Genomic DNA, 24,607 nt, shown 5'->3' with positions numbered 1-24,607 from the left:
TGAAAGCCTTTTGGCTTCGCGCGTCTAGCGAAGCACGACGACTTTCGCGCCAACCTTGACCCGATCTGCAAGATCAATGACATCGTCATTGGTCATCCGAATGCAGCCTGATGAGACCGCAGCCCCGATTGTGTCAGACTCGTTCGAGCCATGAATGCGATAATAGCTCGAGCCGAGATAGATCGCCCGCGCTCCCAGCGGGTTGTCGATCCCGCCCGGCATATAGTGCGGCAGATCGGGACGGCGCTTGAGCATTTGCGGCGGCGGAGTCCAACCCGGCCATTCGCGTTTCATCGACACCGTCTTCGTGCCCGACCAGGCGAAGCCTTCCCGGCCTACTCCGACGCCATATCGGATCGCTTTCCCATCGCCGAGGATGTAATAGAGGCGCCGCTCGGTGGTCGAGACGACGACGGTGCCCGGCGGATAGTCGGCGTTCCAGGCGATGATTTCGCGCGGAATGGCCGGCTCCTGAAAAATATTGAGAAAGTCCGCGACCGGCCCGTGGGTCAACGGGTTCAAAGCGGCAAGCTGCACGCCGCTTAGCGGATTATCGAAGGCGAGCGCCGGAGATCCATTCAAGGCTGCGACGAGGATGAGGGTGCGGGCGAACGTGCGGGGCAATTGCTATCCTTGAGTCGTGTCGGCGGGAGAAACATGCGTCAGCCGACGCCGCACTCTTGTGAGTTTTGAGGCCAAAGTTGGGCGGCTTCGGCCAGGCTCGCTGGAAGCCTCATCTTTGACCGAAGCCGCCGTTCGCGAAATCTTGCCGGTTATGCAGCTTTTTGAGCCGAAAGATCGGCTTTGCTCGCATTGCGATTGCATGGGCGGCGAGCCTTGTCATCCGCGCCAAATACTTCGCAAATTGATCAACCTGAGCCTCTGAAGCATGTAAGGCAACACAGGCCGTCGTCGATTGCGCTGCCTGAAAAACCGGAGACAAGCAAAGCATGCCGGGAAGGCGGCTCTTGCCTTCAGATTGTCATTTACGGTCCACAGGATTCTTCGTGACCAAAAGACATTCGGCGTAAGTGTCGAGAATCCACTGTTTATCCACCAGCGCGCCAGTCCCGCAAAACGAGTCAAACCTTTTTCCTTCGGCGCATACGATGAGTTGCAACAACGTGAGAGCGACCGCCTCTTGGGAGGCGTCCGGCGGGATATGGATTATTTGCGACTCCTTCATGGCTCCCTCCTGTTTGAAACTGGCGTGATTAAACTTGGCTCGCGCGGAACGGCGTCCAAAAGCAATAAAGCCGGAATGTCCGAATTTCCAAGAAAAAACAGGGCCTGGGCGGACGGCAACGCTTCCTTTCAACAGTCCAAAGGCGTCGCGGTTCTCATTTTCTTCCTGGACCTTGGAAATATTACGCCCTCTTCCGCGCGGCTTATCCCCGTCCCGCCACCGCCGCGTGGATTGCATTGCAATGCCGCACAAGATTTGGCTGCGACGATAAAAATATCTTAAGCGGCGTCTCTATCTTGAAGAAATAAATATTGGCGACAAATCCGTAAATTCCGGCATCGGCGCTGCAGGGGTCGGCCCCGAACACGAATCCGGTTTCCGGAATCAAATTCGCCAAAACCCGCAGATCGGCGAGGCCGCGCGCGAAAACGGCGCCCGGCTCATAGCGTCCGATCCCCTGATAGTGGTATCTCTGGAAATTATATTCTCGCGACTGTTCGAGTTCGCCCGCCGTTACGTTTCTGTGCGTCCTGAGGATTTCGTCCCTGAAAAGCGGCCAGAAATCATCGTCGCGCCAACGGGAATAGGACATCACCCAATATAGATCATCGAGCATCCTTCTGATCAAAAGATCCGTCATCTGCTGCGAGTTAGTCAACGACCGGTCGATTGGCAGATTATATTGCTTGATGAGATGAGCGATAATCGCATCGCTATCGCCGATATGCTCGCCGTCATCGATAATATAAGGCAGCTGGCCGCGCGGCGCGGATTTCGCATCAAAAATATGCTCATGTCGAAAAGCCAAGCCGCACAGCTTTAAGAACGCGAAAACCTTCAGCCCGTAAGGATTATTGTCCGCGACGCCAAAAAGCTCAGGATATGAAAACAGGGTTATCATTGGCTCTTCTCCCGAATGAGCCGCGCAAGCCGCGCTGGCACGTTAACGCCGGTTCCGGGGCGTCGCAACGCAGGCTGAAGTGGAAGCGTCGATGTATGCTGAGGCGCGGGCGAATCTTTTGCGCTTGACCCAGCGCCGCCAGTTCAAGCGGCGGAAGGAGAAAATCCACTCGGAACCTATCCACCCGCCGCTTGCGCCGCCGCCTCCCTTCGTCTAGACCGCTGCCTTCGCCCATTCAGAAATCCAGGCCGCCCTTTGTCCGCCATCACAAAACCCATCGCCATCATCATGGGCAGCCAGTCGGATTGGGAGACGATGCGCCATGCCGCCGAGATGCTGGATCAGCTCCAGATCGGTTTTGAGGCCTTGATCGTGTCGGCGCATCGCACGCCCGAGCGATTGTTCGACTTCGCCAAAGGCGCCAAGGCGGCCGGCTTCAAGGTCATTCTGGCTGGGGCCGGCGGGGCGGCGCATTTGCCGGGCATGACGGCGGCGTTGACGCCGCTCCCGGTATTTGGGATTCCGATGGAGACAACGGCGCTGCGCGGACAGGATTCGCTGTTATCCATCATTCAGATGCCGGCGGGGGTTCCGGTCGGCGCGCTGGCGATTGGCCGGTCCGGCGCCATCAACGCGGCGCTGCTCGCCGCCGCCGTGCTGGCTTTAACCGACGCGGCCATTGAGACGCGCCTTATCTCCTGGCGGGCCGCGCAAACGGAAGCGGTCGCCCTGCAGCCCTTGCGTGAGGGCTAGCGCATGAGTTTTGTGCTTTCTCCCGGTTCATTAGCTCCCGGCGCGACGATCGGGATTCTTGGCGGCGGCCAATTGGGCCGGATGCTAGCCTTGGCTGCGGCGCGGCTTGGCCTCAAAACGCATATTTTCGCGCCGGAGCCAGATAGTCCCGCATTCGACGTTTGCACCGATCGAACCGTCGCCGCGTTCGACGACGAAGACGCGTTGGCCGAATTTGCCGCCAAAGTCGATGTGATCACGTACGAGTTCGAAAATGTCCCCGCGCGCACGGCGGCGCTTCTCGCCGATCTTTGCCTTGTGCGGCCGGGGCCAGCGGCGCTCGCGGCCTGCCAGGATCGCCTCGTCGAAAAGGAGTTTTTGGCCGAAATCGGCATCGCGACCGCCGCCTATATGCGAGTCGACGACGCCGGCTCGGTTGCCCGCGCGGTCGGACAGCTTGGCCCGCCCTTGATCCTCAAGACGCGCCGCTTCGGCTATGACGGCAAAGGTCAGGTCCTTGTGCGCGAAGGCGCCGATTTGGCGGTTACTTTCCGCTCGCTCGGCGGCGCGCCCGCGATCCTTGAGGCCATGGTGCCATTCGCCAAAGAGATTTCGGTCGTCGCAGCGCGGGGGGCTGACGGCGCTTTCGCAGCCTATGACGTTTGCGAAAATAGCCACGAGAATCACATCCTGAAACTTACGCGCGCCCCGGCCCGTTTAGCGCCGGAGACCGCCGCCGAGGCGATCGAGCTTACGCGAACCATCGCCGACGCGCTCGATTATGTCGGCGTTCTCGCCGTGGAAATGTTTGTCGTCGATCCATCGGGCGGCGCCGGCGAAGGGGTTGCGGCCCTTCGCGTCAATGAAATCGCGCCGCGGGTCCATAATTCCGGCCATTGGACCCTCGATGGGGCCGTGACATCCCAATTCGAGCAGCACATCAGGGCGGTCGTCGGCTGGCCTCTTGGCTCCACGGCGCGTCATGGCGCGCATGTCGAGATGGAAAATCTCATCGGCGCAGAAGTTCTCGCCTTCGAGCGCATTTTACGCGAGCCCGGCGCTTGCCTCCATTTTTATGGCAAAGCTGAAGTCAGGGCGGGCCGCAAGATGGGGCATGTGACGCGCGTGTGGCCCTTGAGCGCGACCCCTTCCAGTTGAAACCGGCCCAACCGTTACAATTATGCTGCGGTTCTAAGATTTTCGCGGCGGGAAAATGGGCGAAACTCTGGACAGCAAGCCTTGATGCTGCTATTCGCCAGTCTTTAAATCTTCTGGTGCTTTTCAGCGCCGGTTTTTTTGTTCCGTCATTCCTGTCAGGCCCGTCGCATCAAGCGATGGCGTGACGTCACATCAAGGACTCATGCGTGCAAGTTCTCGTTCGCGACAATAATGTCGATCAGGCGCTCAAGGCGCTCAAGAAAAAGATGCAGCGCGAGGGCATTTTCCGCGAAATGAAGCTTCGCGGCCATTACGAAAAGCCTTCCGAAAAGCGCGCCCGCGAGAAAGCCGAAGCCATTCGCCGCGCCCGGAAGCTCGCTCGCAAGAAAATGCAGCGCGAAGGCCTGTTGCCGATGAAGCCCAAGCCCATTCTGGCCGCACGCTGATATTTCTCATCCCTAGAGGGTAGGAAAACGCGAATGGCTCGGCCGGCGTTGAGCTATCGCTTCATTTGCGGCGCGACGCGATAGAGCAGCAGACGCGCCGACGATGGATGAGGATGACTGAATGACGGCCTTCGCGATCATGGCCAACAGCGGGACGCGTGGGCGGCGTCGGATTCTGTCGCATTGCGCGCTGAGTCTCGTCGCCTCACTGGCGTTGGCCGGATGCGAATCGACAAGCAACATTATCGGCAAAAGCGGGACTGGCGTCGCCGAAGTCGCCAACCAGTCGCCGGAGGAAGCCGCGGCCAATCTTGCCTCCCTTACCGACGTGGTGCAGCGTAACCCAAACAGCGCTGAAGCCTATAGCACCCGCGGCGTCGCCTACGCGAAGATTGGCAAGTTTCCGGAAGCGATCGCCGATTTCAGCCAGGCGATCAAGATTTCCCCCAACGCGGCGACCTTGACCAACCGCGCTCTCGCCTATCGTCAGGTCAATCGCAACGACGCCGCCCTCGCCGATTTCAATTCCGCCATCGCGGCCAATCCGAACCATGCGCCAGCCTATCTCGGCCGCGCCAATCTTGAACGGGTGCAGGGCAATCTCGATGGCGCGCGCGCCGATCTTGATGATGCCATCAGGCTCAATCCCGAAAGCGCTCAAGCCTTTCACGCGCGCGGCTTGATTTATCAGCGTGAGGGCAACCATCCGCTGGCGATCACCGATTTCGACAATGCGATCGATCGCGATCCTTTCGCCGCAGCCCCCTATCAGGCGCGCGGACAGAGCCTGATCGCCACCGGCAAATACGACAAGGCGATCGAAGATTTCAACGCCGCGCTCAACGTCGACAACAAGAACGCGGAAGCCTGGGCCGGCCTTGGCCTCGCCTATGAGAAATCCGGCAATCGCGCCAAAGCGATCGAATCTTACCAGCGCGCGCTGGTGTTCGACCCGGCGAACCAGCTTGCGAAGGAAGGCCTTTCACGCACCGGCCGGGCTTGAAGCGTCATCTTAAGAGCAAGTTATTATTGCTTTTGTCCCCGCAGCGCTTCGACGCCTGGAAGCAACTTGCCTTCGAGCCATTCAAGAAAAGCGCCGCCCGCCGTCGAGACATAGGTGAAATCGTCGAAACAACCAGCCTGGTTCAGCGCCGCGATCGTATCGCCGCCGCCGGCGATGGTTTCGAGAGAGTGGGTTTTGGTCAATTCCGCCGCGACTTTGGCGATCGCCACGGTCCCGGTCTGGAAAGGCGGAATTTCGAAAGCGCCCACCGGTCCGTTCCAGACCACGGTTCGAGCGGCCCCTAAAATTCCCACAACCTTAGAGATCGTGCGTGGCCCGATATCGAGGATCATGTCATTTTCGCCGACTTTATCGATATCGACCGCGCGCGTTGCAGCGTGCGGCTCCAGCTTGGAGGCGACGATAGCATCGACCGGAAGCACGACCTGGCAATTGGCGGCGTCGGCGTCGGCCATGATTTTCCGCGCGACTTCGGCGAGCTGCGATTCATAGATGGATTTGCCGACCGACTTGCCGCTGGCGGCGAGGAACGTATTGGCCATGCCGCCGCCAATGAACAAATACTCGACGCGGCGCATGAGATTGCCGAGCAGCTCCAGCTTGGTCGAGACTTTGGCGCCGCCGACGATCGCCGCCATTGGGCGTTCTGGATGCGCCAACATGCTAGTGAGCATTTCGAGCTCGCGCTGCATGGTGCGTCCGGCATAGGCGGGCAAGCGACGGGCGATGCCCTCTGTCGAGGCATGCGCGCGATGAGAGGTTGAGAAGGCGTCATTGACATAAAGGTCGCCGAGTTCGGCGAGGGCCTCGACGAAGGCCGGATCATTCTTGATTTCGCCGGAATGGAACCTCGTATTCTCAAGCAGAAGTATATCGCCGTTGCGCAAGGCGGCGACGGCGCTTTGGGCGACAGGCCCGACGCAATCCGAGGCGAAAAAAACCATATGCTTGAGCTCATGCTCAAGCGCGACCGCCACGGACTTCAGCGAGGTCTCCGCTTCCGGTCCGTTTTTCGGGCGCCCGAGATGCGACAAGATAATGACCTTGCCGCCCTTTTCCGAAATCTCCCGAATATTCGACAGAATGCGGTCGATCCGGGTCAAATCGGTGATTCTGCCGTTTTCCATCGGGACGTTGAGATCGACGCGAACAAGAATCCTTTTGCTCGCCAAAACCGCGTCGTCGAGAGTTGGAAACGGCGATAATGACCCGGATTTCGTCATAGAAGTTTCCCCATTGCGACGGCTGTATCGGCCATGCGATTCGAAAAACCCCATTCATTGTCGTACCAGGACAAGACGCGGACGAACGTGCCTTCCAACACCCGCGTCTGGTCCATGTGGAAAATGGATGAGTGCGAATCGTGGTTGAAATCGGTGGAGACGTTTGGGCTGTCAGTGAAAGATAGAATGCCTTTCAACTGCCGATTTGCGGCGCGCTTCACCGTCTCGTTAATCTCTTCCGCGCTGGTCGCGCGGCTCGCTACGAATTTGAAATCGACAACCGAGACGTTGGGCGTCGGCACGCGGATCGCGGAGCCGTCGAGCTTGCCCTTCAGCTCCGGCAAAACGAGGCCGACCGCTTTCGCCGCGCCCGTCGAGGTTGGAATCATCGACAGCGCAGCGGCGCGCGCGCGGTAGAGATCCTTGTGCAGCGTATCGAGCGTTGGCTGATCGCCGGTATAGGAATGGATGGTCGTCATGAACCCCGTCTCTATCCCGATCGCATCATTCAACACTTTGGCGATGGGCGCGAGGCAATTTGTTGTGCAGGACGCGTTCGAGACGACGAGATGATCTTTAGTCAGCTTGAGGTGATTGACGCCGAAGACGACCGTCAAGTCGGCGTTGTCGCTTGGCGCGGAGATGAGGACGCGTTTGGCCCCGGCCTTCAAATGCGCGGCGGCCTTCTCGCGCGAGGTGAAAATTCCGGTGCATTCCAAAGCGACGTCGATGCCGAACTCCGCATGCGGCAGCTCGTGCGGATCGCGGACGGCGGTTACCCTGATCGGTCCAGCGCCGAAATCGATCGAATCGCCTTTGACTTCGACCTTGCCCGGAAACCGGCCGTGAATCGAATCGAAACGGAGAAGATGGGCGTTGGTCTCGACGGGGCCAAGATCGTTGATTGCGACGATCTGAATGTCCTTGCGTCCGGATTCGGCGATCGCCCGCAGAACATTGCGTCCGATCCGACCAAACCCGTTGATAGCGACTCTAACCGCCATCTCTCATGCTCCTTCCCTGGCGGCGCTCGGGTCTGGAGCGCCGCGTTGTTTGATAGCGCCAGTTTTGAGACTTGGACGCTTACCCGCCGCTTATCGTGATCCCTGCGCCAATACAAGACCCAACGAGAGCCCAACGCATTGGGCTAGGCTTCGCGTCGCCCCTCAAAGCTTCCGGCCGACGATCGCAAAATCGCCTATCCAGAACTACCTTCAGAGGTATTATTCGCGTCATGCGCGCAATCATCTATCGACCTAGCGCGGCAATCTTTATTTGCAACGCAATATATTAGCCTTAACTTTGATAACATTGGCTATGTTACTGTCAACGCAATGCTTATGCTTCTTTACGTCGCATCCGCCGGCGCTGTGGACGCAGCTGAAAAGCGCAAATAAAATGCGATTCGCGCAGACCTTTGCCGCCCAAGCGATTGCCTCCTGCCCAGCTTTGGGCTCAATCACTTTCTCTTATCCCAAACTTTTCGATGCACGATCGCACCCGAAAACTTAGAGACTTTTCTTGATCATGCGCTATTATCGCAAAGCTGAATGCGAGCGCAAAATGACCACTCATGAACGTCTCGAGGCCGCCTTGAAACGACTCGTCTCGGCGCTCGACCAGCTCGAGGCCGCAAGCGAGCGCCGCGTCAAGGCGGAAGGTTTGCGCGCCAATCTCGAAGAAGAGCTTGCCGTAATGCAGGACGATCGCTCTCGGCTCGCGGTTGAGCTCGACGGCGCCGTCGCACGGTCTAATTCGCTGGAAATGGCTGCCGACGAGGTCGCGCGCAGATTGAAAAACGCCAGCGCGACCATTCAGGCCGTCTTGGCCGCCGCGGATGTTCGCGAAGGCTAAACGTTTCGGGGAACGGAGCAATGACGCAAGTTGCGGTGACGATCGCGGGCCGGATCTATCGCGTCGCGTGCGAGGAGGGCGAGGAAGCTCATCTTGCCGAGATGGCGCAATTGGTCGACGCCAAAATCACCGCCATGCGCCAAAATTTTGGAGAGATCGGCGATCAGCGGCTAACCGTCATGGCGGCCATCACCATCGCCGACGAACTGGCGGAATCCAAAACCCGCGTCGCTCAATTGGAAGCTGAACTCGCGGACGTCAACGGAAATGTCTCCAACGCCATCCGCGGGCGGGACGAGTGGGTCGACCGCGTCGCCATTTCCCTCGGCGAGGCGGCGCTGCGGATCGAGCGCGTCGCGCACGATCTCAACGGCGCCGGACGGAGCGACGAAAAAACGCTCTGATCCGAAACATGGGCGGCGGAAACTCGATCAAGCGCAATTGTGCTTTTGCGAGCATGACCCTCTGGCGTTTCATCGGCTTAGACCCTAAGTTGCACTAGCGGAGCTGCGGGGTGCGTGCTGGATCAGTATTCCCGGGGCCTTATCGATCTCAAAGGGAGCTGTCCCTGGCCTTGCCCGTGGGCTTGGCCACATGGCGCCCACCTACGTTGTAGGTTCCCGGGATCGATATCCCACGGCCATCGCGGCCCCGCGCTTTTACGCCACCCGTGGTTTTCAGCCTCCGACCCAATGCAGCTTCCCCACCCCAAAACGGTTTTGCGTTCAGAGGCTTTGGCGCGCCGCCGCGCGTCCGGGGGCGTCGATCTCGCCGCCTTCGCCGACCGTCTCGCCACCGCCGGGCTCGAGCTTGTCGAGCGATTTCGGCCCGGCATCGTCTCGGCATATTTTGCCTTGCGCGATGAGGCTTCGACCCTGCCTCTCCTTGAGCGGCTGGCGGACGCGGGCGTTTTGACGGCGCTGCCGATCACCGGCCCTCGCGACACGCCTCTCACCTTCCGGCTATGGCGCCCGGGCGATGTCTCGGTCACGGGCAAGATGGGTATTACCGAACCGTCGCCCGCGGCGCCCGAAGTCGCCCCTGATTTGCTGTTCGTGCCGCTGGCCGCGTTTGACAGAACCGGCCACAGGATCGGCTATGGGGCGGGTTATTATGACCGCACCCTCGCCGGACTCCGCGCCAAGAAGAAAATATGCGCCGTCGGCGTCGCCTATGCGAGCCAGGAGACTCCGAAAATCCCGCATGAGGCCCACGACCAGCGGCTCGATTACGTGCTAACAGAGCAGGAATTGATCGACTGCGGGAACGATTTGACGTCTCCATGAGGCGCAAAAGGATTCCCGCTCGGCGATCTCCTTATTTTCCCGCGGCAAGACATCTTCGGTTCTGCCGGGAAATCCGCCTCGATGGATCAAAATATGCGCCTGCTCTTTATCGGTGATATCGTCGGCCGCGCCGGGCGCACCGTTTTGCTGGAGCAGTTGCCAAAATTGCGCCTCGCCTGGAGCCTCGATTTCGTGGTCGTCAATGGCGAGAATTCTGCAGGCGGATTTGGCATCACCGAGACTATTTGCGCCGAGTTTCTCAGCGCTGGCGCGGATTGCGTGACGCTTGGCAACCATGCGTTCGACCAGCGCGAGGCGCTGGTCTTCATCGCACGCCAGCCGCGCCTGATCCGTCCATTGAATTATCCGCGCGGAACGCCGGGCCGGGGCGCCAATCTCATCGAGACCGCCGCGGGGGGCCGCGTTCTCGTCGTCAACCTCCTTGGCCGCGTTTTCATGGATTCGCTGGACGACCCCTTCGCCGCGATCGAACGCGAATTGGAGGCCTGTCCCTTGGGAGTTGGCTGCGACGCCGTAGTCGTCGATTTCCACGGCGAGGCCTCAAGCGAGAAGCAGGCGTTTGGCCATTTCGTCGACGGCCGCGTCTCGCTCGTCGTCGGCACCCATACCCATGTGCCGACCGCCGATCACCAGATCTTGCGCCACGGCACCGGCTACATGACCGACGCCGGCATGACCGGCGATTATGATTCAGTGATCGGCATGGAAAAAGAAGAGCCGATCCGCAGATTCACGACGAAATTGCCGGCGTCCCGGTTTGAACCCGCGACGGGAGCTGCGACCCTCTGCGGCGTCGCGGTCGAAATCGATGCGAAAGGACTGGCGACGCAGATTGCGCCGGTGCGCATCGGCGGCAGGCTGGAGCCGGCGCGGCCGAGTTTCTGGGAAACGGCCGAGGCTGCGGCTCTATCTTGATCTTGGCCGCACGGCAACGCGCGTTTGCGCGAGACGCGGTTTGACCACAATTGACGGATTGAGTGACTTTAAGAATTGGGCTCGCGCGAACGGGCCAGCGGGGACGGGGTGGGGACCTCGATATCGACACCCAGTTTGCGTCTTGAATAGCGTCCCGGCTGTCTCCAAGGTTTATTTATGAACCAGTTCAACCTGTCCTTCGCGCCGCTGCTGCCTTGGCCGCTCCTTGCCGGCTTCGGCGCGCTCGCTCTCATCGTCAGTGGTCTTGGCTTTTACGCAGGGCGGCGCGGGACATGGCTCCGCGCGCTGGGCCTTGCCCTCTTGTTGCTGGCCCTCTTTGATCCATCTCTCGTGCGGGAGGATCGCACCGGCTTGAAAGACGTCGTGGCGCTTGTCGTCGATGAAAGCGGCAGCCAGACCATCGGCGAGCGGCAGGCGCAGACGGAAAAGGCCCGCGCGGAACTGGAAAAGAACCTCGCCGGCCTCGGCAATGTCGGTGTTCGCGTCATCGAGAGCGGTCGCACGGATGCGGAAGAAGATGGCACTCGCCTATTCTCGGCCTTGAACGCCGGGCTCGCCGACGTGCCTTCCGAGCGAGTTGGGGCCGTTTTCATGGTCACCGACGGCCTCGTCGATGATATTCCGGCCGATTCTGCGGCGCTCGGCTTCAAAGCCCCGCTGCACGCGCTGATCACCGGCCACGAAGGCGAGCGCGACCGGCGCATCGAGCTTCTCGAAGCGCCTCGCTTCGGCATTGTCGGCAAGGATCAAACGATCGAACTCCGCGTGCTCGACACCGCCAATAAAACCGATCCCGTCGTTCTGAAGGTTCGTCGCGACGGCAGCCCCATTGCAACCATTATCACGAAGCCTTCTGAGCGCGTTCGCGTGCCGGTGCGGATCGAACATGGCGGCCAAAACGTCGTCGAGCTCAAAGTCGAGGCTTTGCCCGACGAACTGACCGCGATCAACAATAAGGCGGTGGTGACGATCGATGGCGTGCGCGACAAGCTGAAGGTGCTTCTCGTTTCAGGCGAGCCGCACCAGGGCGAGCGCATGTGGCGCAATCTTCTGAAGTCGGACGCCAATGTCGATCTGGTGCATTTCACGATTCTGAGGCCGCCGGAAAAGCAGGACGGCACTCCGATCAATGAATTGTCGCTGATCGCTTTTCCGACCGCCGATTTGTTCGGCCGCAAGATCAACGAATTCGATCTGATCGTGTTCGACCGCTATTCCAACCAGAGCGTTCTGCCGCTGATCTATTTCGACAATATCGTGCGTTATGTCCGCGAAGGCGGCGCGCTGATGCTGGCGGCTGGCCCCGATTTTTCTGGACCGGATGGTCTGTATTATTCGCCGCTCGGGCGGATTTCGCCGGCGCGGCCCGCCGGCGGCCTGACCGAACGCGCCTTCCGCGCCGCGATCTCCAAGGAAGGCGCCAAACACCCGGTCACGCGCGGCCTGCCCGGCGGAGATCAGAGCCCACCGACGTGGAGTCCTTGGTTCCGCCAGGTCAACGCTGAGGTTGCGCGCGGAACCAGCGTCCTTGAAGGCGCCGACCAGAAGCCATTGCTGGTCTTGTCGCGCGAAGGCAAGGGCCGCGTCGCGCTTTTGCTCAGCGATCAGATGTGGCTATGGGCGCGCGGCTTCGATGGCGGCGGCCCGCACCTCGATTTGTTGCGCCGCCTCGCCCATTGGCTGATGAAAGAGCCAGAGCTTGAGGAGGAGGCGCTGCGCGCCACCGTGCGCGGGCATATGATCGAGATCGAGCGCCAGAGTCTTCTGCCCGAAACGCCGCCGGTAAAAATCACCGCGCCGTCAGGTCAGGAAACCACCGCAACGCTGACGCCGGCTGAGCCGGGACTTTCCCGCGCGTCCGTCGACGCCTCGGAGCTTGGCCTTTATCGGCTGAGCGATGGGGCCTTATCCGTTCTCGCCAATGTCGGGCCGGAAAATCCGCGCGAATTTCAGGATGTCGTCTCGACAACGGAGCGATTGAGAGGGCTGGCGGAGGCGACCGGCGGCACTGTGCGGCGGATCGCCAATGGAGAGGACGGAGAAATTGCTTTGCCGCGCCTTGTCGCGATGCGGGAAAGTCCGGTCTATGGCGGCTCGGACTATGCCGCGATCAAGCGCACCGGCTCCAGCGAAGTCAAAGGCGTCGGCGTCGTTCCGCTCGCGATCGGCTTTCTCGGGTTGATTGCGCTGCTGGGCAGCGTTGTGACGGCCTGGCTTTATGAAGGGCGAAGCGGCTCGAAGGTCAAAGAGACTTAGGGCGAGGATCGAAAACTAAAGCCCGCACGGAAGACGTACCCCCCTACTGCAAACAAGATTCACTGAATTGGCTTGGCCAACGAATTTAAAGGATCAAGCCTCCACCCTCGCGCGCAAAACTTTCCCCCGCGCCTCTGCGAACGCGCCTTCGACAAGCTCGCAATAGAGCAGACGATCGGGGTCGACGGGGCCGACGAAAATAAGCTGCCCAGGCGGCGCGGGAACAAAGCCCATTCGGCCATAGTAGGGGAGATCCCCCACCAGCAAGACCAGGCGGTGGCCAGCGGCGCGCGCCGCCTCAAGGGATTTTTGCACCAGCGCTTCGCCGATGCCGCCGGACTGAAACGCCGGATCGACCGTCAGCGGGCCGAGCAACAGGGCGGGAATTTCGCCGCAGCGAATCTGCGTAATCCGGTTCGCGCCGACGAGCAAAGTGCCGACCCTCGCGACAAATGACAGGCCATAGTCGGGCTCAACCCCCTCACGCAGGCGGTAGGCCGAGCGGGCGAATCGGCCAGGCCCGAACGCGCGTTCGTCAAGCCGCTCGATCGCGGCGAGATCGGCAGGCGTTTGCGGGCTAAGAACGAGGGAAAGATCTGGCATAGCGGTCAGGGCATCTTCGGTCAGGAGGATCACGCCATCTTATCTGCTTTTTGAGGCATGATTCCACTGTCGGAAAGTCCCCGACTTTTATGCCGACGTCCGGCGTTAATCCGGGCGAGCGCGCCTCCAGAAACTGGCGTCGCCCTGAGCCCTACCAGGTCGGCGCGACGGACAGTCCATGCAAAACTTCACCAACCCGCGCGCTCGTTCCCCGGCTGCGGGCCACCGGCAGTTGATCAGGCGCGAAAAATCCCGATTGAGCGGCGGCAGCGTCAAAGTCATCCGGCTGAGGGTCGCTGCGGAAATTGCGGACGACGTAACATGCGACATTCTCGCGCGCGCTCGCATTGAAAAAGAGTCCATGCAAATAAGGCTCGCCGGCCATGGCGATATTGCCTCTTTCCTGAAGTTCGCGGGCGAGGGCCATCAATGCGCTTTCGTTCCGTTGGACGGGGCCTCCGGGCAGTTGCCAGCCAGCGACGAATCTATGTCGCACAAGAAAAATCCGTCCCTTCTCGTCGAGGAGAAGGCCTCTGACGCCGAGGCGGGCTGATCTTCCGGATTTCTCAACCCGCTCATGCGATCCACGGAGCAATTGCAACATAATTCAACAAACCCCCATTGTTGAAAGAAAAGCTAGGCGATATGTCTCGAAAGTCCATTATCCTAATGTGTCAAAACACACATTTCGCGTTAGCCTCATTATCGAGCCGCGCCGCGCTCCTCGGCCTCGCGCTCAATGGATATTGTCGTCTTCGTGGCTTGACGCGCGTGGCGACGCGCTGCAATACGCGGTTGTGAGTTTTCTTCTTGCCCATCTGTCCGACCCCCATATCGGACCTCTGCCGCGGCCGCGCCGGCGCGAACTCTTCGGCAAGCGCGTAACCGGCTATCTGAACTGGACGCGAGGGCGCTCGCGGGTCCACGACATGGCGACGCTCGGACATATAATTGCCGACGTCAAAGCGCATCGTCCCGACCATATCGCCGTGACCGGCGATATCGCCAATATCGGTCTGCCGGCCGAATTTCAGCTGGCGAGACACTGGCTCGAGACGCTGGGCGCGGCCACAGACGTCAGTTTCGTGCCCGGCAATCATGACGCTTACGTCCGCGGCTCGCTGCCGGACCTCGCCCGCGTCTTTGCGCCCTGGACGACCGGAGAGACCGATCGGGAGGAGCCACGCGCGGCGAGCCGGTTTCCCTATCTGCGGGTGCGCGGCCAAGTCGCTCTCATCGGCCTTTCATCGGGCGTTCCGACGCCGTTTTTCATTGCCTCGGGTCGATTGGGGCAGCGGCAGTTGGAGGCGACGGAAGCGCTGCTGCTGGAATGCGCCCGGCGTGATTTGGTCCGCGTTGTGATGCTTCATCACCCGCCGCGCGCGGTTGCCTCCAATGTCGGACGCGGATTGAGCGACGCCCGCGATTTCGAGGACGTGATTCGGCGCACGGGGGCGGAGCTGATCCTCCACGGCCACAATCATAAACAAGGCGTCAGCTACATTGAGGGTCCTGCGCGGCCGACCCCCGTCGTCGGGGCGCCGTCGGCCTCGGCAATCAGGCCCGCGGGGCATAATCGCGCCGCTTATCATCTGTTCGAGGTTACCGGAAGCAGCGCGCGGGACTATTCGATCAACGCCTGGGCGCGCGGCCTTTTGCCGAACTCGACGACGATCGGCGATCTGGGTCCTGTCGCGTTATAGCGTCGGAGACCTGACGATTGGCGCGCCGCTTGACGCAACCCTTGCGGGCGGACGTTCGACCCCAAGTTGATGGGCCGAAGCCGGATCGAAACGATTTCCAGGAATTACGCCTGCGCGGGGCGCACCTCGCCGAAAACTCCGCCGCATGGTTCAAATTTGTCGACCGTCCGACTTCTCTTGGAGCGAAGTTCTTGGATCGGCGCAAAGGCTTTTGTGTTCCCATGCGCGGAACGTTCGCGCAATTCGTCAAAATGACGCAGAGCCTCTTGTTTTTAGCGCGAGTTCGACATATGATTACAAGTGTCGTGTTTTTGCCGACGACTTGGCCTCGCATTTTTGTGCGCCTGCTGACGACCTTCTTAAAACGACGATGCGACACCGGCGTCATCGATTGACGTCCGTTTCTTTACGATTCTAAGGATATACTATATGACGACGGGAACTGTGAAGTGGTTTAATCCGGACAAAGGATACGGCTTCATACAGCCAGATGATGGCGGCAAGGACGTATTCGTCCACATCAGCGCTGTGGAACAATCTGGGATGCGTCACCTGCAAGAAGGCCAGAAGATCAACTACGAAGTAATTGCCGATAAGCGAACCGGCAAATCTTCGGCAGGAAATCTTCGCGCAGCTTAAGGCACGCAATATCCTCGCAGAGCCCTGGCAGAAACGCCGGGGCTTTTTATCGCCCGCGCCGTGACCGGGCGCGGGAGCTTGATCGATTCAAATTGAATTGATCAAGCAACTATATTGTTATTTTAAGTAGCCTTCGCCCGAAGCCGGTTTTGAGATTTCTGCTTAACTCGGCAGTTTCTCGATGTTTGGGCCAAAAGCGTGCGGCAACAGCGCCTCGATCGTGAACTCGGCGCGGACGCCATCCGGCACGGCGACATGAATCCGTGCGCCCCTCGCTGGCGAATTCAAATATGCGCTGCCGACAGGCTCCGCAGGGCGTCACCAAAGCCGCGCCTTCGCCGATAATCAGAATTTCAGCGATCTGCCGCTCGCCGGCGACCACCATTGCGGCGATTGCCGCCGCTTCCGCGCATATGCCAACCGGATAGGCTGCATTCTCGACATTCGCCCCGGAGAAAATTGCCCCGGAAGGCGTGCGAAGCGCCGCTCCCACGGAAAAACCGGAATAAGGCGCGTAAGCTTGCGCGCGGGCAGCCACCGCCGCCGAAAACAGCAGCTCAATCGTTTTCATGTTTTCCGCGTCGGCCCTCAAACATCCCGGCAAAAAAACGGCAGCGCATTACACGCTGCCGAATCCGCCGCGACGATTGCGGAATTCTCCGATCATTCGGTCGCCAAGGTTTTTTTCGGGCCGCCGTGAGAGGCGTGCCCGCCTTTACGGCCAGCCTCGGACGCTAGCGTGTGATTACGCGAGAAGCTGCGCTTGTTGGGGTTGACGCTCTGTCCACCCTTGCGTCCAGCTTCAGCTGCTAGACCTGGATTTTGTGAAAAGCTGCGCTTTTCATGCGGAACGCTTTCGCCGCCCTTACGTGCGATCGCCCGCTGTTTCTCAGGATCCATCGAGGCAAACCCGCGGGTCGACATCGCTTTCTTCGTCGTCTCAACTGCGCTCATTGCTCTACTCTCCCTGAAATCGACTGCTCCTTATGGAATGTTTGGCGCCGGTAAAGGTTTCGAAGAAACTTTCAAGTTCGCGTCAGAAACGATGTTTTTTATAGCGAGCAAGGCATAGCTCAAGACGCTGGCCTGTCGCTGGTCGCCGATCGAACCTTGCAGAACCGCTCCAGTCGGCTGCCATCCGCAAGTTCACAAGCTGCGGCTTGAGCGATTAACACAGGATCAATGCAGCATTGTTAGTCCATGCGTCTGCAGGGCCTCGATGATCCCATCGAAGATCAAGGCCACGCCAATGGCCGACACGAAGAAGCCGACTATGCGGGTAATCGCGCCAATGCCCATGTACCCCAAGCGCGAAACCAACGAACCCGCATAGGCCAGACATAAATAGTTAACGAGCATAGTGGCCACAATCGCGCTGACAATGGCCGCGAAGGCGGAGGTCTCGGATTGGGCCTTCTTGACGAACGCAGCCATGCCGAGGATGGTCGCGATCGCGCCTGGACCGAACATGATCGGCATGGCGAGCGGCACGAATGCGATGTTGGAGTCGCTCTGCGCGCCTTCCGGCGGGATGATCGATGAAGAGGGCGAAGGCGCGAAAAGCTCGAAGCCGATTTTCATCAGGATGATGCCGCCGACGATGCGCACCATGCTCAAGGGCACCCCGAAAAACCGCAGGATCAATGTGCCGAACAGCAGAAAGAACAGCATCAACAGCAAAGCATAAAGGCAGGATTGGCGTGCGACCGCCGCATGTTCTTCCGGGCTCTTGCCGAGCAGAAGCCTGAGAAAAACCGGTAGGGCCTCCAGCGGGTTGATGATCGCGAGAAGCGTCGCAAATGTGCTCAGAAACAAAGTGAATTCTTGGCTCATAAACCAATTCCCCAAGGCCGATTTGGATCTTCAGGCATCCGCGCGCAGCGCAGCGCTAGGCTGGCTTCAGCGTCACAACGCCGGAATTGATGCTCTGTAAACGCGGCGCCTTAGCACGTCTGCGGCCAAGATCAAGGCGTACGAGGTAGCGGGGCGAGCCGTCAGGCTTTAAACAAGCCGGAGCTTGCGGCGTCTCGCGGCCGCCCGTAAAACTACCCTTGATCTTGGCCGTTAGTGGGAATTTGTCGAGGCGACATGACGGCTTTTAGGCGCGCGGCCGCGACCGCGATTATAGCCCTCGCCTGCTTTGCCCTGGCTTCCTTGCCGGCTGCGGCCGCCGGACTTGACGGCTCAAAACTACCCCTGCCGCTGGCGCTGCCTTTCGTCGGGATATTGCTGTCGATTGCCCTTGGGCCCCTTCTCGTCAAGCAATGGTGGCATATTCACTACGCCAAGGCCGCCGCGTTCTGGGCGTTGCTGGCGCTCGCCGGACTCGCAGCCGTTGCGGGGTTTCCCGCGACGCTCCACGCTCTCTTCCACAATATGGCGCTCGACTATGCGCCCTTTATTCTCATGCTGTTCGCGCTGTTCACCGCAGCGGGCGGCATCGCCGTTACCGGCAGGCTCGCCGGATCGCCGCTCGTCAATACCGCGATCCTTGCTTTGGGCGCGACGATAGCGAACCTTATCGGCACCACGGGGGCCTCGATGGTCCTGATCCGGCCGCTCATTCGCGCCAACGCAGGGCGGCGCTTCAATGCGCATGTCGTGGTGTTTTTTATCTTTCTCGTGTCGAATATCGGCGGGGCGTTGACGCCCCTCGGCGATCCGCCGCTGTTTCTTGGCTTTCTGCACGGCGTCGATTTTTTCTGGACATTGCGAACGCTTTGGCGCGAGACATTATTTACGGCCGGCGTCTTGCTCCTGCTGTTTTTCCTCATTGACGCCTATTTTTGCCGGCGCGAAGCAAAGCCCGCAATCGCGCAGGCTGAAGGCTGCGATCTGCGCGTCGCCGGCCTCATCAATATTGCGCTGATCGGGGCGGCGATCGCCGCCATTGTCGCCAGCGGGGTTTGGCGCCCGGGCATAAGCTTCGATCTGCTCGGGACAAAGATCGAACTGCAAAGCCTCGTGCGCGAGGTTGCGATGATCGGCGTCGGCCTCACCTCGTTGGCCTTGACCGATAAAAAGGTCCGCGCGGAAAACGGCTTCGAATGGGAGCCGATCCGCGAAGTCGCCTATCTCTTCGCCGGCATTTTCATATGCATCATCCCGGTTATGGCAATGCTCCAGGCCGGAAGGAATGGAGCGTTTTCCGAAATCATCGCGCTTCTCGAGCACGCGGACGGCTCGCCGAACAATCCGGTCTATTTTTGGGCGACAGGATTGCTGTCGTCCTTTCTTGATAATGCGCCGACTTATCTCGTGTTCTTTGAGCTCGCCGGCGGCGAGCCGGCATCGCTGATGGGTCCGCTCAGCCATACGCTGGCGGCGATTTCGCTCGGCGCGGTGTTCATGGGGGCCAATACCTATGTCGGCAACGCGCCGAATTTCATGGTCTACGCAATCGCCCGCAACGCCGGCGTCAGCATGCCGGGTTTCTTCCCTTACATGCTGTGGTCCGGCGCGATCCTGCTGCCGCTCTTTGCGCTTGTTACCTGGTTGTTTTTGTAGGGCGCGATTAGATCAGCATGCCGACGACGGCGCCGCTCATACACGTCGCCAGCGTCCCGGCGATGATCGAACGGAAGCCCAGGGCCACAATGTCGTGTTTGCGCTCAGGCGCCATGGCGGTGAGGCCGCCGATCATGATGCCAAGACTGCCGAAATTGGCGAAGCCGCAGAGCGCGTATGTCATGATCAGTTTTGAGCGCACGCTCAAAGCCTCCGTCGGCAGGCGCGATAAATCGATATAGGCGACGAATTCGTTAAGGACGGTTTTCGCACCCATCAGCGTCGCCGCCGTAGCCGTCTCGGCCCACGGAATCCCTATCAGCCACATGATCGGCTGAAATCCGAATATGATATTGGCGACTATCCCGATGCCGTCGTGGACGCCGCGAGCGATGGCTTCCATGGCGGTCGAGGGGGGATCGACCAGTTCGAGGCGCGCGGCCTTGCCTGCGCTCTGATCAAACGGAACCATGATGGCGGCGACGGCGAGCGCCGCTGGCGTCGAGATGATCGAGGCGATGAGAATATGGCCGAGCGAATCCGGAATGACCGGACGAAGCAAGGCGGCGTAGATGACCATCACAGTGCCGGCGATCCCGGCCATGCCGCAAGCCATGAGGGCGAACAACTCGCCGCGCGACATGGTTTTCAGGTAGGGCCGCACCAGTAGCGGCGCTTCGATCATGCCAACGAAAATGTGCACCGCGGCGCCAAGACCGAGCGCGCCGCCGACGCCGAGCGTATGGCGCAGCGCGAACGCGAGGGCGCCGACGATGCGCTGAAGAATTCCGAAATAGAGCAGGAGCGACGCCAGGGCGCTGATGACCAGCACCAGCGGAAAGGCGCGAAAGGCGAGAATGAAACTGGCGCTAGGCTCCGTCTCCGCGAAAGGCGCCGGGCCGCCGCCGAGATAGCCGAACACAAAAGAGGTCCCGGCGTCGGTCGCTGTCTGCAAGGCCAGGACCGCCGCGTTCAACGAGAAGAAAAACGCGGCGGCGGGCGGAAATTTGAGCAGCAGCAGCGCCAGGCCGATTTGCAGCGCGAGGGCGGCGCAAACGATGCGCAAGCGCAGATGGCGACGGTCTTCGCTGATTAACCAAGCTAGGCCGAGAAGCGCAATGAGGCCGAGAGCGCCGCGCAGAATATCCATCAAGGCTCCTCTTAACAGGTTCCGCTGCGGCTGAATGCAAAGCGAAGGCGCCGCTATAACCGTCAGTATAGGCGACTGATTGGAGCCGGGCGCTGTGGCAAATCATTACCTATCGCAACGCAGAAAAAGCTGCGTTAACCTTAATGAAACTTTAAGATTTACGGTAATGTAATAAGGTGAGACCGTCTTAGCGGCTGGCATGGCCAGCCCCGCCGGGAGGCTCGCGATGCGTAAGATCGTCGGTATCTGCGCTATTGGATGCGGTCTATTGTCCGCGACGCAAGCCGAGGCGAGGGTTTATATCGCCATTGATCTCAGCTCGCAAACGATGCATGTGAACGCCGAGGGCGCCAGTTATGATTGGCCCGTCTCGACGGCGCGATCAGGTTATGCGACTCCGCGCGGGCATTTTCGGCCAAGTCAATTGCAGCGAATGCACTATTCGCACAAGTATCATATGTCGCCAATGCCCTATTCGATCTTTTTCAACGGCGGCTATGCAATTCACGGCACCTATTCGACTGCCGATCTCGGCCGCCCTGCTTCACACGGATGCATTCGTCTTGCTCCCGGCAACGCCGCGCTGCTGTATGGCATGGTGCAGGCGGAAGGCGCCGACATTTCGATTTCCGGCGTCCCGCCACACAGCGCTCATTATGCAAGGTCGGAACGCCGGCGCGGGGTCTACGCCCGCCACCAGCGCAACATCGAAGAGAGCTATGCAACAGCATGGTCATGGCGCTCGCGCGAGCCGCTCGCCTACGCGCCGATGCGGCGCTCGGCGATTTCCGCCAGAGCTTGGCGGATCATGCATCCCGTTCTGCCATCGCCAATGTGGGACGACGGCTGGTCTCAGAATCAATAGATTTACCGGAGGCTGCAGGGCGGCCTCCACATTGAGGCGGCGCGCGCTCAGGCGGCATTCTCAGAGGTCGCGGCCTTCGACGTCGAGAGTAAGCTTCTCGACCGTCTCTTTGACATCCGGCTGCTCAGGGTAAATTTCGAGCGATTTGTTGAAGACCTCCAACGCCCTTTTGTCGAATCCGGCGCGCTGCAAGATCATGCCCATCCCAGCCAGCGCCCCGAAATGACGCGGCTCCAGTTTGATCACCTGATCGATGTCGGCCATGGAGCCATCCGGGTCATCTGTTAGAAACCGGATGGTCGCGCGCTGATTCCAAGCCTCCGCCCAGCCCGGCTCCAGATCCAGAATTTTATCGAGCAGCGAAAGCGCCACAGGATAATCCTGGCTCCGAATCGAAAGTAACGCGCGCTGCATGAGCAAATTGGCTGTATCGGACTGGGATTGCAGCCATACCCGCTCTACAGCCTGCGCAACATCCCTCGCCTCCCGCGGATCGGTTGCGGCGCGCAGCTGTTTGAACAGTTCATCAAGCGCGCGCTGGCGCAGCGCGGCGGGGTCTGGCCTTGGGGCCATCGCTTTCTTGAGGTTTTCGGCGCGGACCCTGGCTTTGGCAGCTTGCGCGGCGGATGCATCATTGGCTGAATTCGACGCTCCGCTTGGAGCGCCCGGCGCCGTTTTGCGCTCGCCTTGCTCCAATCTCTTTTGTCCGAGGCCGGGCGCGAGGCGGGGAGACTGGACCAAGCCATCGAGGCCAAAATCGAAAGGCCGCGGAGGCGATTGCTCTGGCGTCTTACCATCGCCGAGCGTGCGCCAATCGCCCGGGAGGCCGCCCGGCCGTTTGTCGTCGGCGAAAGCTTGAGCGACGAACGCCGCGCTAGGCAATTGCGCCAAGCATATCAAAAGAATGAGCGGTTTGCGCATCGGCGCAGCCTAAAGAGACAAGCTCAAAAGGTCAAAGTCATTTGAATTCCGGCGCGCTTATTGCGCCGGAACCATCAGCCCTGACGGGCTTTGTAGCGCTTTTGCGTCTTGTTGATGATATAGACGCGGCCCTTACGCCGCACCAGCTGGTTGTCGCGATGGCGAGTACGCAGCGATTTCAACGAATTACGGACTTTCATCGGACAGATCCCAGAATATAAACAACCGGCCGCTGCGGCCGGTTTGAAACCAATCGCGATCCTATGCCCTATCGGCGGCCGTCAATCAACAGAAAATCGATATGCCCGGCGAAGCTTCCGGCTATGATGCGGCGCGACTAGAGCGTGGGGCTTGTTTTGGCGCAAAACTTGCTTGTAAACCCACTCGGCCCAAACGCACTTTTTCCATCATTGGCCGGAGACATGGATGAGCGGCGACTTCACTCCCGAACAAAAGCGCTACCTTGAAGGCTTTGGGGCGGGCCTGCAGATTGCTCGCGTCGGCAAGGGGTTGGCCTCTGCCTCGTCCCTCGGCTCCTCCCCGGCCCCAAGCGGACCCGATGCGCCGCATCTTGCGGCCATGGCGCGCTTCGAGGCGCAGGGCAAAAAGCTCGCCGATCAGGAAAAATGGAAACGCGAGGAACATCCGTTCGACGCCTATGATCGCCTGAAAGGGCAGGCGGCTCGCGATGAATTTCCCAAGCCCGCGGATAATTTCCGCTGGCGTTACTATGGCCTGTTCTACGTCGCGCCGACGCAAGATTCCTACATGTGCCGTCTGCGCATTCCCAACGGCATTCTCAAATTCTGGCAATTATCCGGCCTCGCCGATGTCGCCGACCGCTTCGCCGGCGGCTATTGCCATGTGACGACGCGGGCCAATCTCCAGCTGCGCGAAATCCAGGCGAAGCACGCGACCGATGTTCTCGAAGCGATCCAGGATCTTGGCCTCTCTTCGCGTCATTCGGGCGCAGACAACATTCGCAATGTGACTGGCGATGCAACCGCCGGCATTGGATTATCCGAACTCCTCGACACGCGCCCCTATGCGCGCGAGTGGCATTTTCACATCCAGAACGATCGAACGATGTCCGGTCTGCCGCGCAAGTTCAATGTCGCCTTCGATGGCGGCGGCGCGATTCCGACCCTTGAAGACACCAACGACATCGGCTTCCAGGCCATTGAGGTTCTGCCAGGAGCGAGCATTCCAGCCGGCGTCTATTTCCGTGTGATTCTCGGCGGCATCACCGGCCATATGGATCTCGCCCGCCCGACCGGCGTCGTCATCGACCCCGCTGAGGCGACGAAGGTCGCCAACGCCGTCGTCCTGGTTTTTATCGATCGCGGCGACCGCACCAATCGCAACAAGGCGCGCCTCAAATATGTGCTCGACGATTTGGGCGTCGACGCCTTCCTCAAATTGGTCGAGGAGAAACTGGGTAAGCCGCTGCCCCGCGTCGAGGCCGCCCACATCGCGCCCCGTCCCTTGCAGGATCGCCACGCTCATATTGGAGCGCATCCGCAGAGCCAGCCTCGGCTGTCTTATCTCGGCTTGGTGCTTCCAGTCGGCAAGCTCACCAGCGATCAGATGCGCGAACTGGCCGAAATTTCCCGCGATTGCGGCGACGGGGATATCCGCCTGACGGTTTGGCAGAATCTGTTGATCTCCGGCATTGCGCAAGAAAATCTCGGCCTCGCGCAAGCGCGGGTCGAGGCGACGGGTCTCGACTGGAGGGCCTCCAGCATCCGGGCCAGCCTCATCGCCTGCACCGGCTCGCGCGGCTGCCGCTTCTCAGCCGCCGACACCAAGGGCGCGGCTCAGGAGATCGCCGCATGGTGCGAGCCGCGCGTCAAACTTGATCAGCCTGTCAATATCCATCTCACCGGCTGCCATCACTCCTGCGCACAACACTATATCGGCGACATCGGGTTGATCGGGGCGCGGGTGCCCGTCAACGAAGAAGGCGACGCCGTCGAGGGTTTTCACGTCTTCGTCGGCGGCGGATTTGGCGCCGATGGCGCGATCGGCCGCGAGATTTTCCATGACGTAAAGGCCGAGGAAGCGCCGCGGGCCGTGGAGAGTCTGCTCCAGGCCTATCTCGCCTACCGGACCACGCCGGATCAGACATTCCAAAGTTTCACGGCAAACCGCACAGTTGAAGCTCTCAAAGATATGGTCGTAAAAGTCGCCGCATGA

General features: G+C 60.1%; 27 protein-coding genes, 1 other RNA gene and 1 pseudogene. 17 read left to right on the top strand and 12 right to left on the bottom strand.

Annotated elements, in window-relative coordinates; translation table 11 throughout:
• Positions 1–24: 24 nt before the first annotated feature.
• The 3 genes from WDN46_05690 to WDN46_05680 form a co-directional block, all read right to left on the bottom strand.
• Positions 25–537, bottom strand: coding sequence for a L,D-transpeptidase (locus WDN46_05690; GenBank protein ID MEJ0092920.1), 513 nt, complete (start codon positions 535–537; stop codon positions 25–27).
• Positions 538–982: 445 nt separating this feature from the next.
• Positions 983–1,423 (bottom strand): hypothetical protein, encoded by a 441-nt coding sequence (locus WDN46_05685; protein MEJ0092919.1) that lies wholly within the window; start codon positions 1,421–1,423, stop codon positions 983–985.
• Entirely contained in the window at positions 1,389–2,087 is a 699-nt protein-coding gene (locus WDN46_05680; protein MEJ0092918.1) for a glutathione S-transferase family protein, read from the bottom strand. The genes WDN46_05685 and WDN46_05680 overlap by 35 nt, the downstream gene beginning before the upstream one ends.
• Before the next feature lie 288 nt (positions 2,088–2,375).
• On the opposite strand from WDN46_05680, the gene purE reads away from it, so the two are divergent.
• From purE to WDN46_05655, 5 genes are all read left to right on the top strand, one after another.
• Positions 2,376–2,840 (top strand): 5-(carboxyamino)imidazole ribonucleotide mutase, encoded by a 465-nt coding sequence (gene purE, locus WDN46_05675; protein ID MEJ0092917.1) that lies wholly within the window; start codon positions 2,376–2,378, stop codon positions 2,838–2,840.
• Positions 2,841–2,843: 3 nt separating this feature from the next.
• The gene (locus tag WDN46_05670) at positions 2,844–3,977 is read left to right on the top strand and encodes a 5-(carboxyamino)imidazole ribonucleotide synthase (GenBank protein MEJ0092916.1); all 1,134 of its coding nucleotides are present in this window, start codon (positions 2,844–2,846) and stop codon (positions 3,975–3,977) included.
• A complete protein-coding gene (locus tag WDN46_05665; protein ID MEJ0092915.1) occupies positions 3,974–4,162 on the top strand; it encodes a hypothetical protein in 189 nt (62 codons plus the stop codon). The genes WDN46_05670 and WDN46_05665 overlap by 4 nt, the downstream gene beginning before the upstream one ends.
• 21 nt (positions 4,163–4,183) lie before the next feature.
• Entirely contained in the window at positions 4,184–4,423 is a 240-nt protein-coding gene (rpsU, locus tag WDN46_05660) for a 30S ribosomal protein S21 (GenBank protein MEJ0092914.1), read from the top strand.
• Positions 4,424–4,544: 121 nt separating this feature from the next.
• The gene (locus WDN46_05655) at positions 4,545–5,426 is read left to right on the top strand and encodes a tetratricopeptide repeat protein (GenBank protein MEJ0092913.1); all 882 of its coding nucleotides are present in this window, start codon (positions 4,545–4,547) and stop codon (positions 5,424–5,426) included.
• 23 nt (positions 5,427–5,449) lie between these two features.
• Here WDN46_05655 and WDN46_05650 read toward each other — a convergent pair whose 3' ends face one another.
• Positions 5,450–6,670, bottom strand: coding sequence for a phosphoglycerate kinase (locus tag WDN46_05650; protein ID MEJ0092912.1), 1,221 nt, complete (start codon positions 6,668–6,670; stop codon positions 5,450–5,452).
• Positions 6,667–7,674, bottom strand: coding sequence for a type I glyceraldehyde-3-phosphate dehydrogenase (gene gap / locus WDN46_05645; protein MEJ0092911.1), 1,008 nt, complete (start codon positions 7,672–7,674; stop codon positions 6,667–6,669). The genes WDN46_05650 and gap overlap by 4 nt, the downstream gene beginning before the upstream one ends.
• A gap of 559 nt (positions 7,675–8,233) precedes the next feature.
• On the opposite strand from gap, the gene WDN46_05640 reads away from it, so the two are divergent.
• The 6 genes from WDN46_05640 to WDN46_05615 all read left to right on the top strand — a co-directional run bounded on the left by WDN46_05640 (position 8,234) and on the right by WDN46_05615 (position 13,023).
• The gene (locus WDN46_05640) at positions 8,234–8,524 is read left to right on the top strand and encodes a DUF4164 domain-containing protein (protein MEJ0092910.1); all 291 of its coding nucleotides are present in this window, start codon (positions 8,234–8,236) and stop codon (positions 8,522–8,524) included.
• Positions 8,525–8,544: 20 nt separating this feature from the next.
• On the top strand, positions 8,545–8,928 hold the full coding sequence (locus WDN46_05635; protein MEJ0092909.1) for a cell division protein ZapA: 384 nt from the start codon (positions 8,545–8,547) through the stop codon (positions 8,926–8,928).
• A gap of 97 nt (positions 8,929–9,025) precedes the next feature.
• Positions 9,026–9,180, top strand: a non-coding RNA gene (gene ssrS, locus WDN46_05630) — 6S RNA.
• Between the two features lie 36 nt (positions 9,181–9,216).
• Positions 9,217–9,810, top strand: a complete 594-nt coding sequence (locus WDN46_05625) for a 5-formyltetrahydrofolate cyclo-ligase (GenBank protein ID MEJ0092908.1) — start codon at positions 9,217–9,219, stop codon at positions 9,808–9,810.
• A gap of 93 nt (positions 9,811–9,903) precedes the next feature.
• Complete coding sequence (locus WDN46_05620; protein ID MEJ0092907.1) at positions 9,904–10,746, top strand: TIGR00282 family metallophosphoesterase; 843 nt, start codon at positions 9,904–9,906, stop codon at positions 10,744–10,746.
• 177 nt (positions 10,747–10,923) lie between these two features.
• A complete protein-coding gene (locus WDN46_05615) occupies positions 10,924–13,023 on the top strand; it encodes a hypothetical protein (GenBank protein MEJ0092906.1) in 2,100 nt (699 codons plus the stop codon).
• Between the two features lie 93 nt (positions 13,024–13,116).
• On the opposite strand, the gene WDN46_05610 is transcribed toward WDN46_05615, so the two are convergent.
• On the bottom strand, positions 13,117–13,626 hold the full coding sequence (locus tag WDN46_05610) for an N-acetyltransferase (GenBank protein ID MEJ0092905.1): 510 nt from the start codon (positions 13,624–13,626) through the stop codon (positions 13,117–13,119).
• A 178-nt stretch (positions 13,627–13,804) separates the two neighbouring features.
• On the opposite strand from WDN46_05610, the gene WDN46_05605 reads away from it, so the two are divergent.
• The 3 genes from WDN46_05605 (at position 13,805) to WDN46_05595 (ending at position 15,968) form a co-directional block, all read left to right on the top strand.
• Positions 13,805–14,179 (top strand): hypothetical protein, encoded by a 375-nt coding sequence (locus WDN46_05605; protein ID MEJ0092904.1) that lies wholly within the window; start codon positions 13,805–13,807, stop codon positions 14,177–14,179.
• Positions 14,180–14,423: 244 nt separating this feature from the next.
• Positions 14,424–15,329 (top strand): metallophosphoesterase, encoded by a 906-nt coding sequence (locus tag WDN46_05600; protein ID MEJ0092903.1) that lies wholly within the window; start codon positions 14,424–14,426, stop codon positions 15,327–15,329.
• A 429-nt stretch (positions 15,330–15,758) separates the two neighbouring features.
• Positions 15,759–15,968 carry a cold-shock protein gene (locus tag WDN46_05595; protein MEJ0092902.1) on the top strand — a complete coding sequence of 70 codons (210 nt, stop codon included), beginning with the start codon at positions 15,759–15,761 and terminating at the stop codon, positions 15,966–15,968.
• A 162-nt stretch (positions 15,969–16,130) separates the two neighbouring features.
• Here WDN46_05595 and cdd read toward each other — a convergent pair.
• The 3 genes and pseudogenes from cdd to WDN46_05580 all read right to left on the bottom strand — a co-directional run bounded on the left by cdd (position 16,131) and on the right by WDN46_05580 (position 17,801).
• Positions 16,131–16,539: pseudogene (gene cdd / locus WDN46_05590) on the bottom strand (cytidine deaminase).
• A 92-nt stretch (positions 16,540–16,631) separates the two neighbouring features.
• On the bottom strand, positions 16,632–16,922 hold the full coding sequence (locus WDN46_05585) for a general stress protein (GenBank protein MEJ0092901.1): 291 nt from the start codon (positions 16,920–16,922) through the stop codon (positions 16,632–16,634).
• Between the two features lie 225 nt (positions 16,923–17,147).
• Positions 17,148–17,801, bottom strand: coding sequence for a MarC family protein (locus tag WDN46_05580; protein ID MEJ0092900.1), 654 nt, complete (start codon positions 17,799–17,801; stop codon positions 17,148–17,150).
• 255 nt (positions 17,802–18,056) lie between these two features.
• Here WDN46_05580 and WDN46_05575 point away from each other — a divergent pair, with 255 nt between their 5' ends.
• The gene (locus tag WDN46_05575) at positions 18,057–19,475 is read left to right on the top strand and encodes a sodium:proton antiporter (protein MEJ0092899.1); all 1,419 of its coding nucleotides are present in this window, start codon (positions 18,057–18,059) and stop codon (positions 19,473–19,475) included.
• 7 nt (positions 19,476–19,482) lie between these two features.
• Here the strand turns inward: WDN46_05575 and WDN46_05570 are convergent, their stop codons facing one another.
• Positions 19,483–20,625, bottom strand: coding sequence for a nucleoside transporter C-terminal domain-containing protein (locus tag WDN46_05570; protein ID MEJ0092898.1), 1,143 nt, complete (start codon positions 20,623–20,625; stop codon positions 19,483–19,485).
• A 226-nt stretch (positions 20,626–20,851) separates the two neighbouring features.
• Between WDN46_05570 and WDN46_05565 the strand changes: the two genes are divergently transcribed.
• Complete coding sequence (locus WDN46_05565; GenBank protein ID MEJ0092897.1) at positions 20,852–21,490, top strand: L,D-transpeptidase; 639 nt, start codon at positions 20,852–20,854, stop codon at positions 21,488–21,490.
• A 60-nt stretch (positions 21,491–21,550) separates the two neighbouring features.
• On the opposite strand, the gene WDN46_05560 is transcribed toward WDN46_05565, so the two are convergent.
• Together WDN46_05560 and ykgO are read right to left on the bottom strand one after the other, a co-directional pair.
• The gene (locus tag WDN46_05560) at positions 21,551–22,411 is read right to left on the bottom strand and encodes a hypothetical protein (protein MEJ0092896.1); all 861 of its coding nucleotides are present in this window, start codon (positions 22,409–22,411) and stop codon (positions 21,551–21,553) included.
• A gap of 74 nt (positions 22,412–22,485) precedes the next feature.
• Positions 22,486–22,611, bottom strand: a complete 126-nt coding sequence (ykgO, locus tag WDN46_05555; GenBank protein MEJ0092895.1) for a type B 50S ribosomal protein L36 — start codon at positions 22,609–22,611, stop codon at positions 22,486–22,488.
• Positions 22,612–22,837: 226 nt separating this feature from the next.
• Between ykgO and WDN46_05550 the strand changes: the two genes are divergently transcribed.
• Positions 22,838–24,607 carry a NirA family protein gene (locus WDN46_05550; GenBank protein ID MEJ0092894.1) on the top strand — a complete coding sequence of 590 codons (1,770 nt, stop codon included), beginning with the start codon at positions 22,838–22,840 and terminating at the stop codon, positions 24,605–24,607.

Origin of the sequence: Methylocella sp. (genome assembly GCA_037200525.1) — a bacterium.
Lineage (GTDB): Bacteria > Pseudomonadota > Alphaproteobacteria > Rhizobiales > Beijerinckiaceae > Methylocapsa.
This window is presented reverse-complemented; position numbering and strand designations above follow the sequence as displayed.

Excerpts from the sequence above, each read along its gene's own strand:
- WDN46_05685 (MEJ0092919.1), bottom strand. The coding sequence starts at position 1,423 with ATGCAATCCACGCGGCGGTGGCGGGACGGGGATAAGCCGCGCGGAAGA.
- WDN46_05680 (MEJ0092918.1), bottom strand. The coding sequence starts at position 2,087 with ATGATAACCCTGTTTTCATATCCTGAGCTTTTTGGCGTCGCGGACAAT.
- purE (MEJ0092917.1), top strand. The coding sequence starts at position 2,376 with ATGGGCAGCCAGTCGGATTGGGAGACGATGCGCCATGCCGCCGAGATG.
- WDN46_05670 (MEJ0092916.1), top strand. The coding sequence starts at position 2,844 with ATGAGTTTTGTGCTTTCTCCCGGTTCATTAGCTCCCGGCGCGACGATC.
- WDN46_05655 (MEJ0092913.1), top strand. The coding sequence starts at position 4,545 with ATGACGGCCTTCGCGATCATGGCCAACAGCGGGACGCGTGGGCGGCGT.
- WDN46_05650 (MEJ0092912.1), bottom strand. The coding sequence starts at position 6,670 with ATGACGAAATCCGGGTCATTATCGCCGTTTCCAACTCTCGACGACGCG.
- gap (MEJ0092911.1), bottom strand. The coding sequence starts at position 7,674 with ATGGCGGTTAGAGTCGCTATCAACGGGTTTGGTCGGATCGGACGCAAT.
- WDN46_05640 (MEJ0092910.1), top strand. The coding sequence starts at position 8,234 with ATGACCACTCATGAACGTCTCGAGGCCGCCTTGAAACGACTCGTCTCG.
- WDN46_05635 (MEJ0092909.1), top strand. The coding sequence starts at position 8,545 with ATGACGCAAGTTGCGGTGACGATCGCGGGCCGGATCTATCGCGTCGCG.
- WDN46_05625 (MEJ0092908.1), top strand. The coding sequence starts at position 9,217 with ATGCAGCTTCCCCACCCCAAAACGGTTTTGCGTTCAGAGGCTTTGGCG.
- WDN46_05620 (MEJ0092907.1), top strand. The coding sequence starts at position 9,904 with ATGCGCCTGCTCTTTATCGGTGATATCGTCGGCCGCGCCGGGCGCACC.
- WDN46_05615 (MEJ0092906.1), top strand. The coding sequence starts at position 10,924 with ATGAACCAGTTCAACCTGTCCTTCGCGCCGCTGCTGCCTTGGCCGCTC.
- WDN46_05610 (MEJ0092905.1), bottom strand. The coding sequence starts at position 13,626 with ATGCCAGATCTTTCCCTCGTTCTTAGCCCGCAAACGCCTGCCGATCTC.
- WDN46_05605 (MEJ0092904.1), top strand. The coding sequence starts at position 13,805 with ATGCAAAACTTCACCAACCCGCGCGCTCGTTCCCCGGCTGCGGGCCAC.
- WDN46_05595 (MEJ0092902.1), top strand. The coding sequence starts at position 15,759 with ATGACGACGGGAACTGTGAAGTGGTTTAATCCGGACAAAGGATACGGC.
- WDN46_05585 (MEJ0092901.1), bottom strand. The coding sequence starts at position 16,922 with ATGAGCGCAGTTGAGACGACGAAGAAAGCGATGTCGACCCGCGGGTTT.
- WDN46_05580 (MEJ0092900.1), bottom strand. The coding sequence starts at position 17,801 with ATGAGCCAAGAATTCACTTTGTTTCTGAGCACATTTGCGACGCTTCTC.
- WDN46_05575 (MEJ0092899.1), top strand. The coding sequence starts at position 18,057 with ATGACGGCTTTTAGGCGCGCGGCCGCGACCGCGATTATAGCCCTCGCC.
- WDN46_05570 (MEJ0092898.1), bottom strand. The coding sequence starts at position 20,625 with ATGGATATTCTGCGCGGCGCTCTCGGCCTCATTGCGCTTCTCGGCCTA.
- WDN46_05565 (MEJ0092897.1), top strand. The coding sequence starts at position 20,852 with ATGCGTAAGATCGTCGGTATCTGCGCTATTGGATGCGGTCTATTGTCC.
- WDN46_05560 (MEJ0092896.1), bottom strand. The coding sequence starts at position 22,411 with ATGCGCAAACCGCTCATTCTTTTGATATGCTTGGCGCAATTGCCTAGC.
- ykgO (MEJ0092895.1), bottom strand. The coding sequence starts at position 22,611 with ATGAAAGTCCGTAATTCGTTGAAATCGCTGCGTACTCGCCATCGCGAC.
- WDN46_05550 (MEJ0092894.1), top strand. The coding sequence starts at position 22,838 with ATGAGCGGCGACTTCACTCCCGAACAAAAGCGCTACCTTGAAGGCTTT.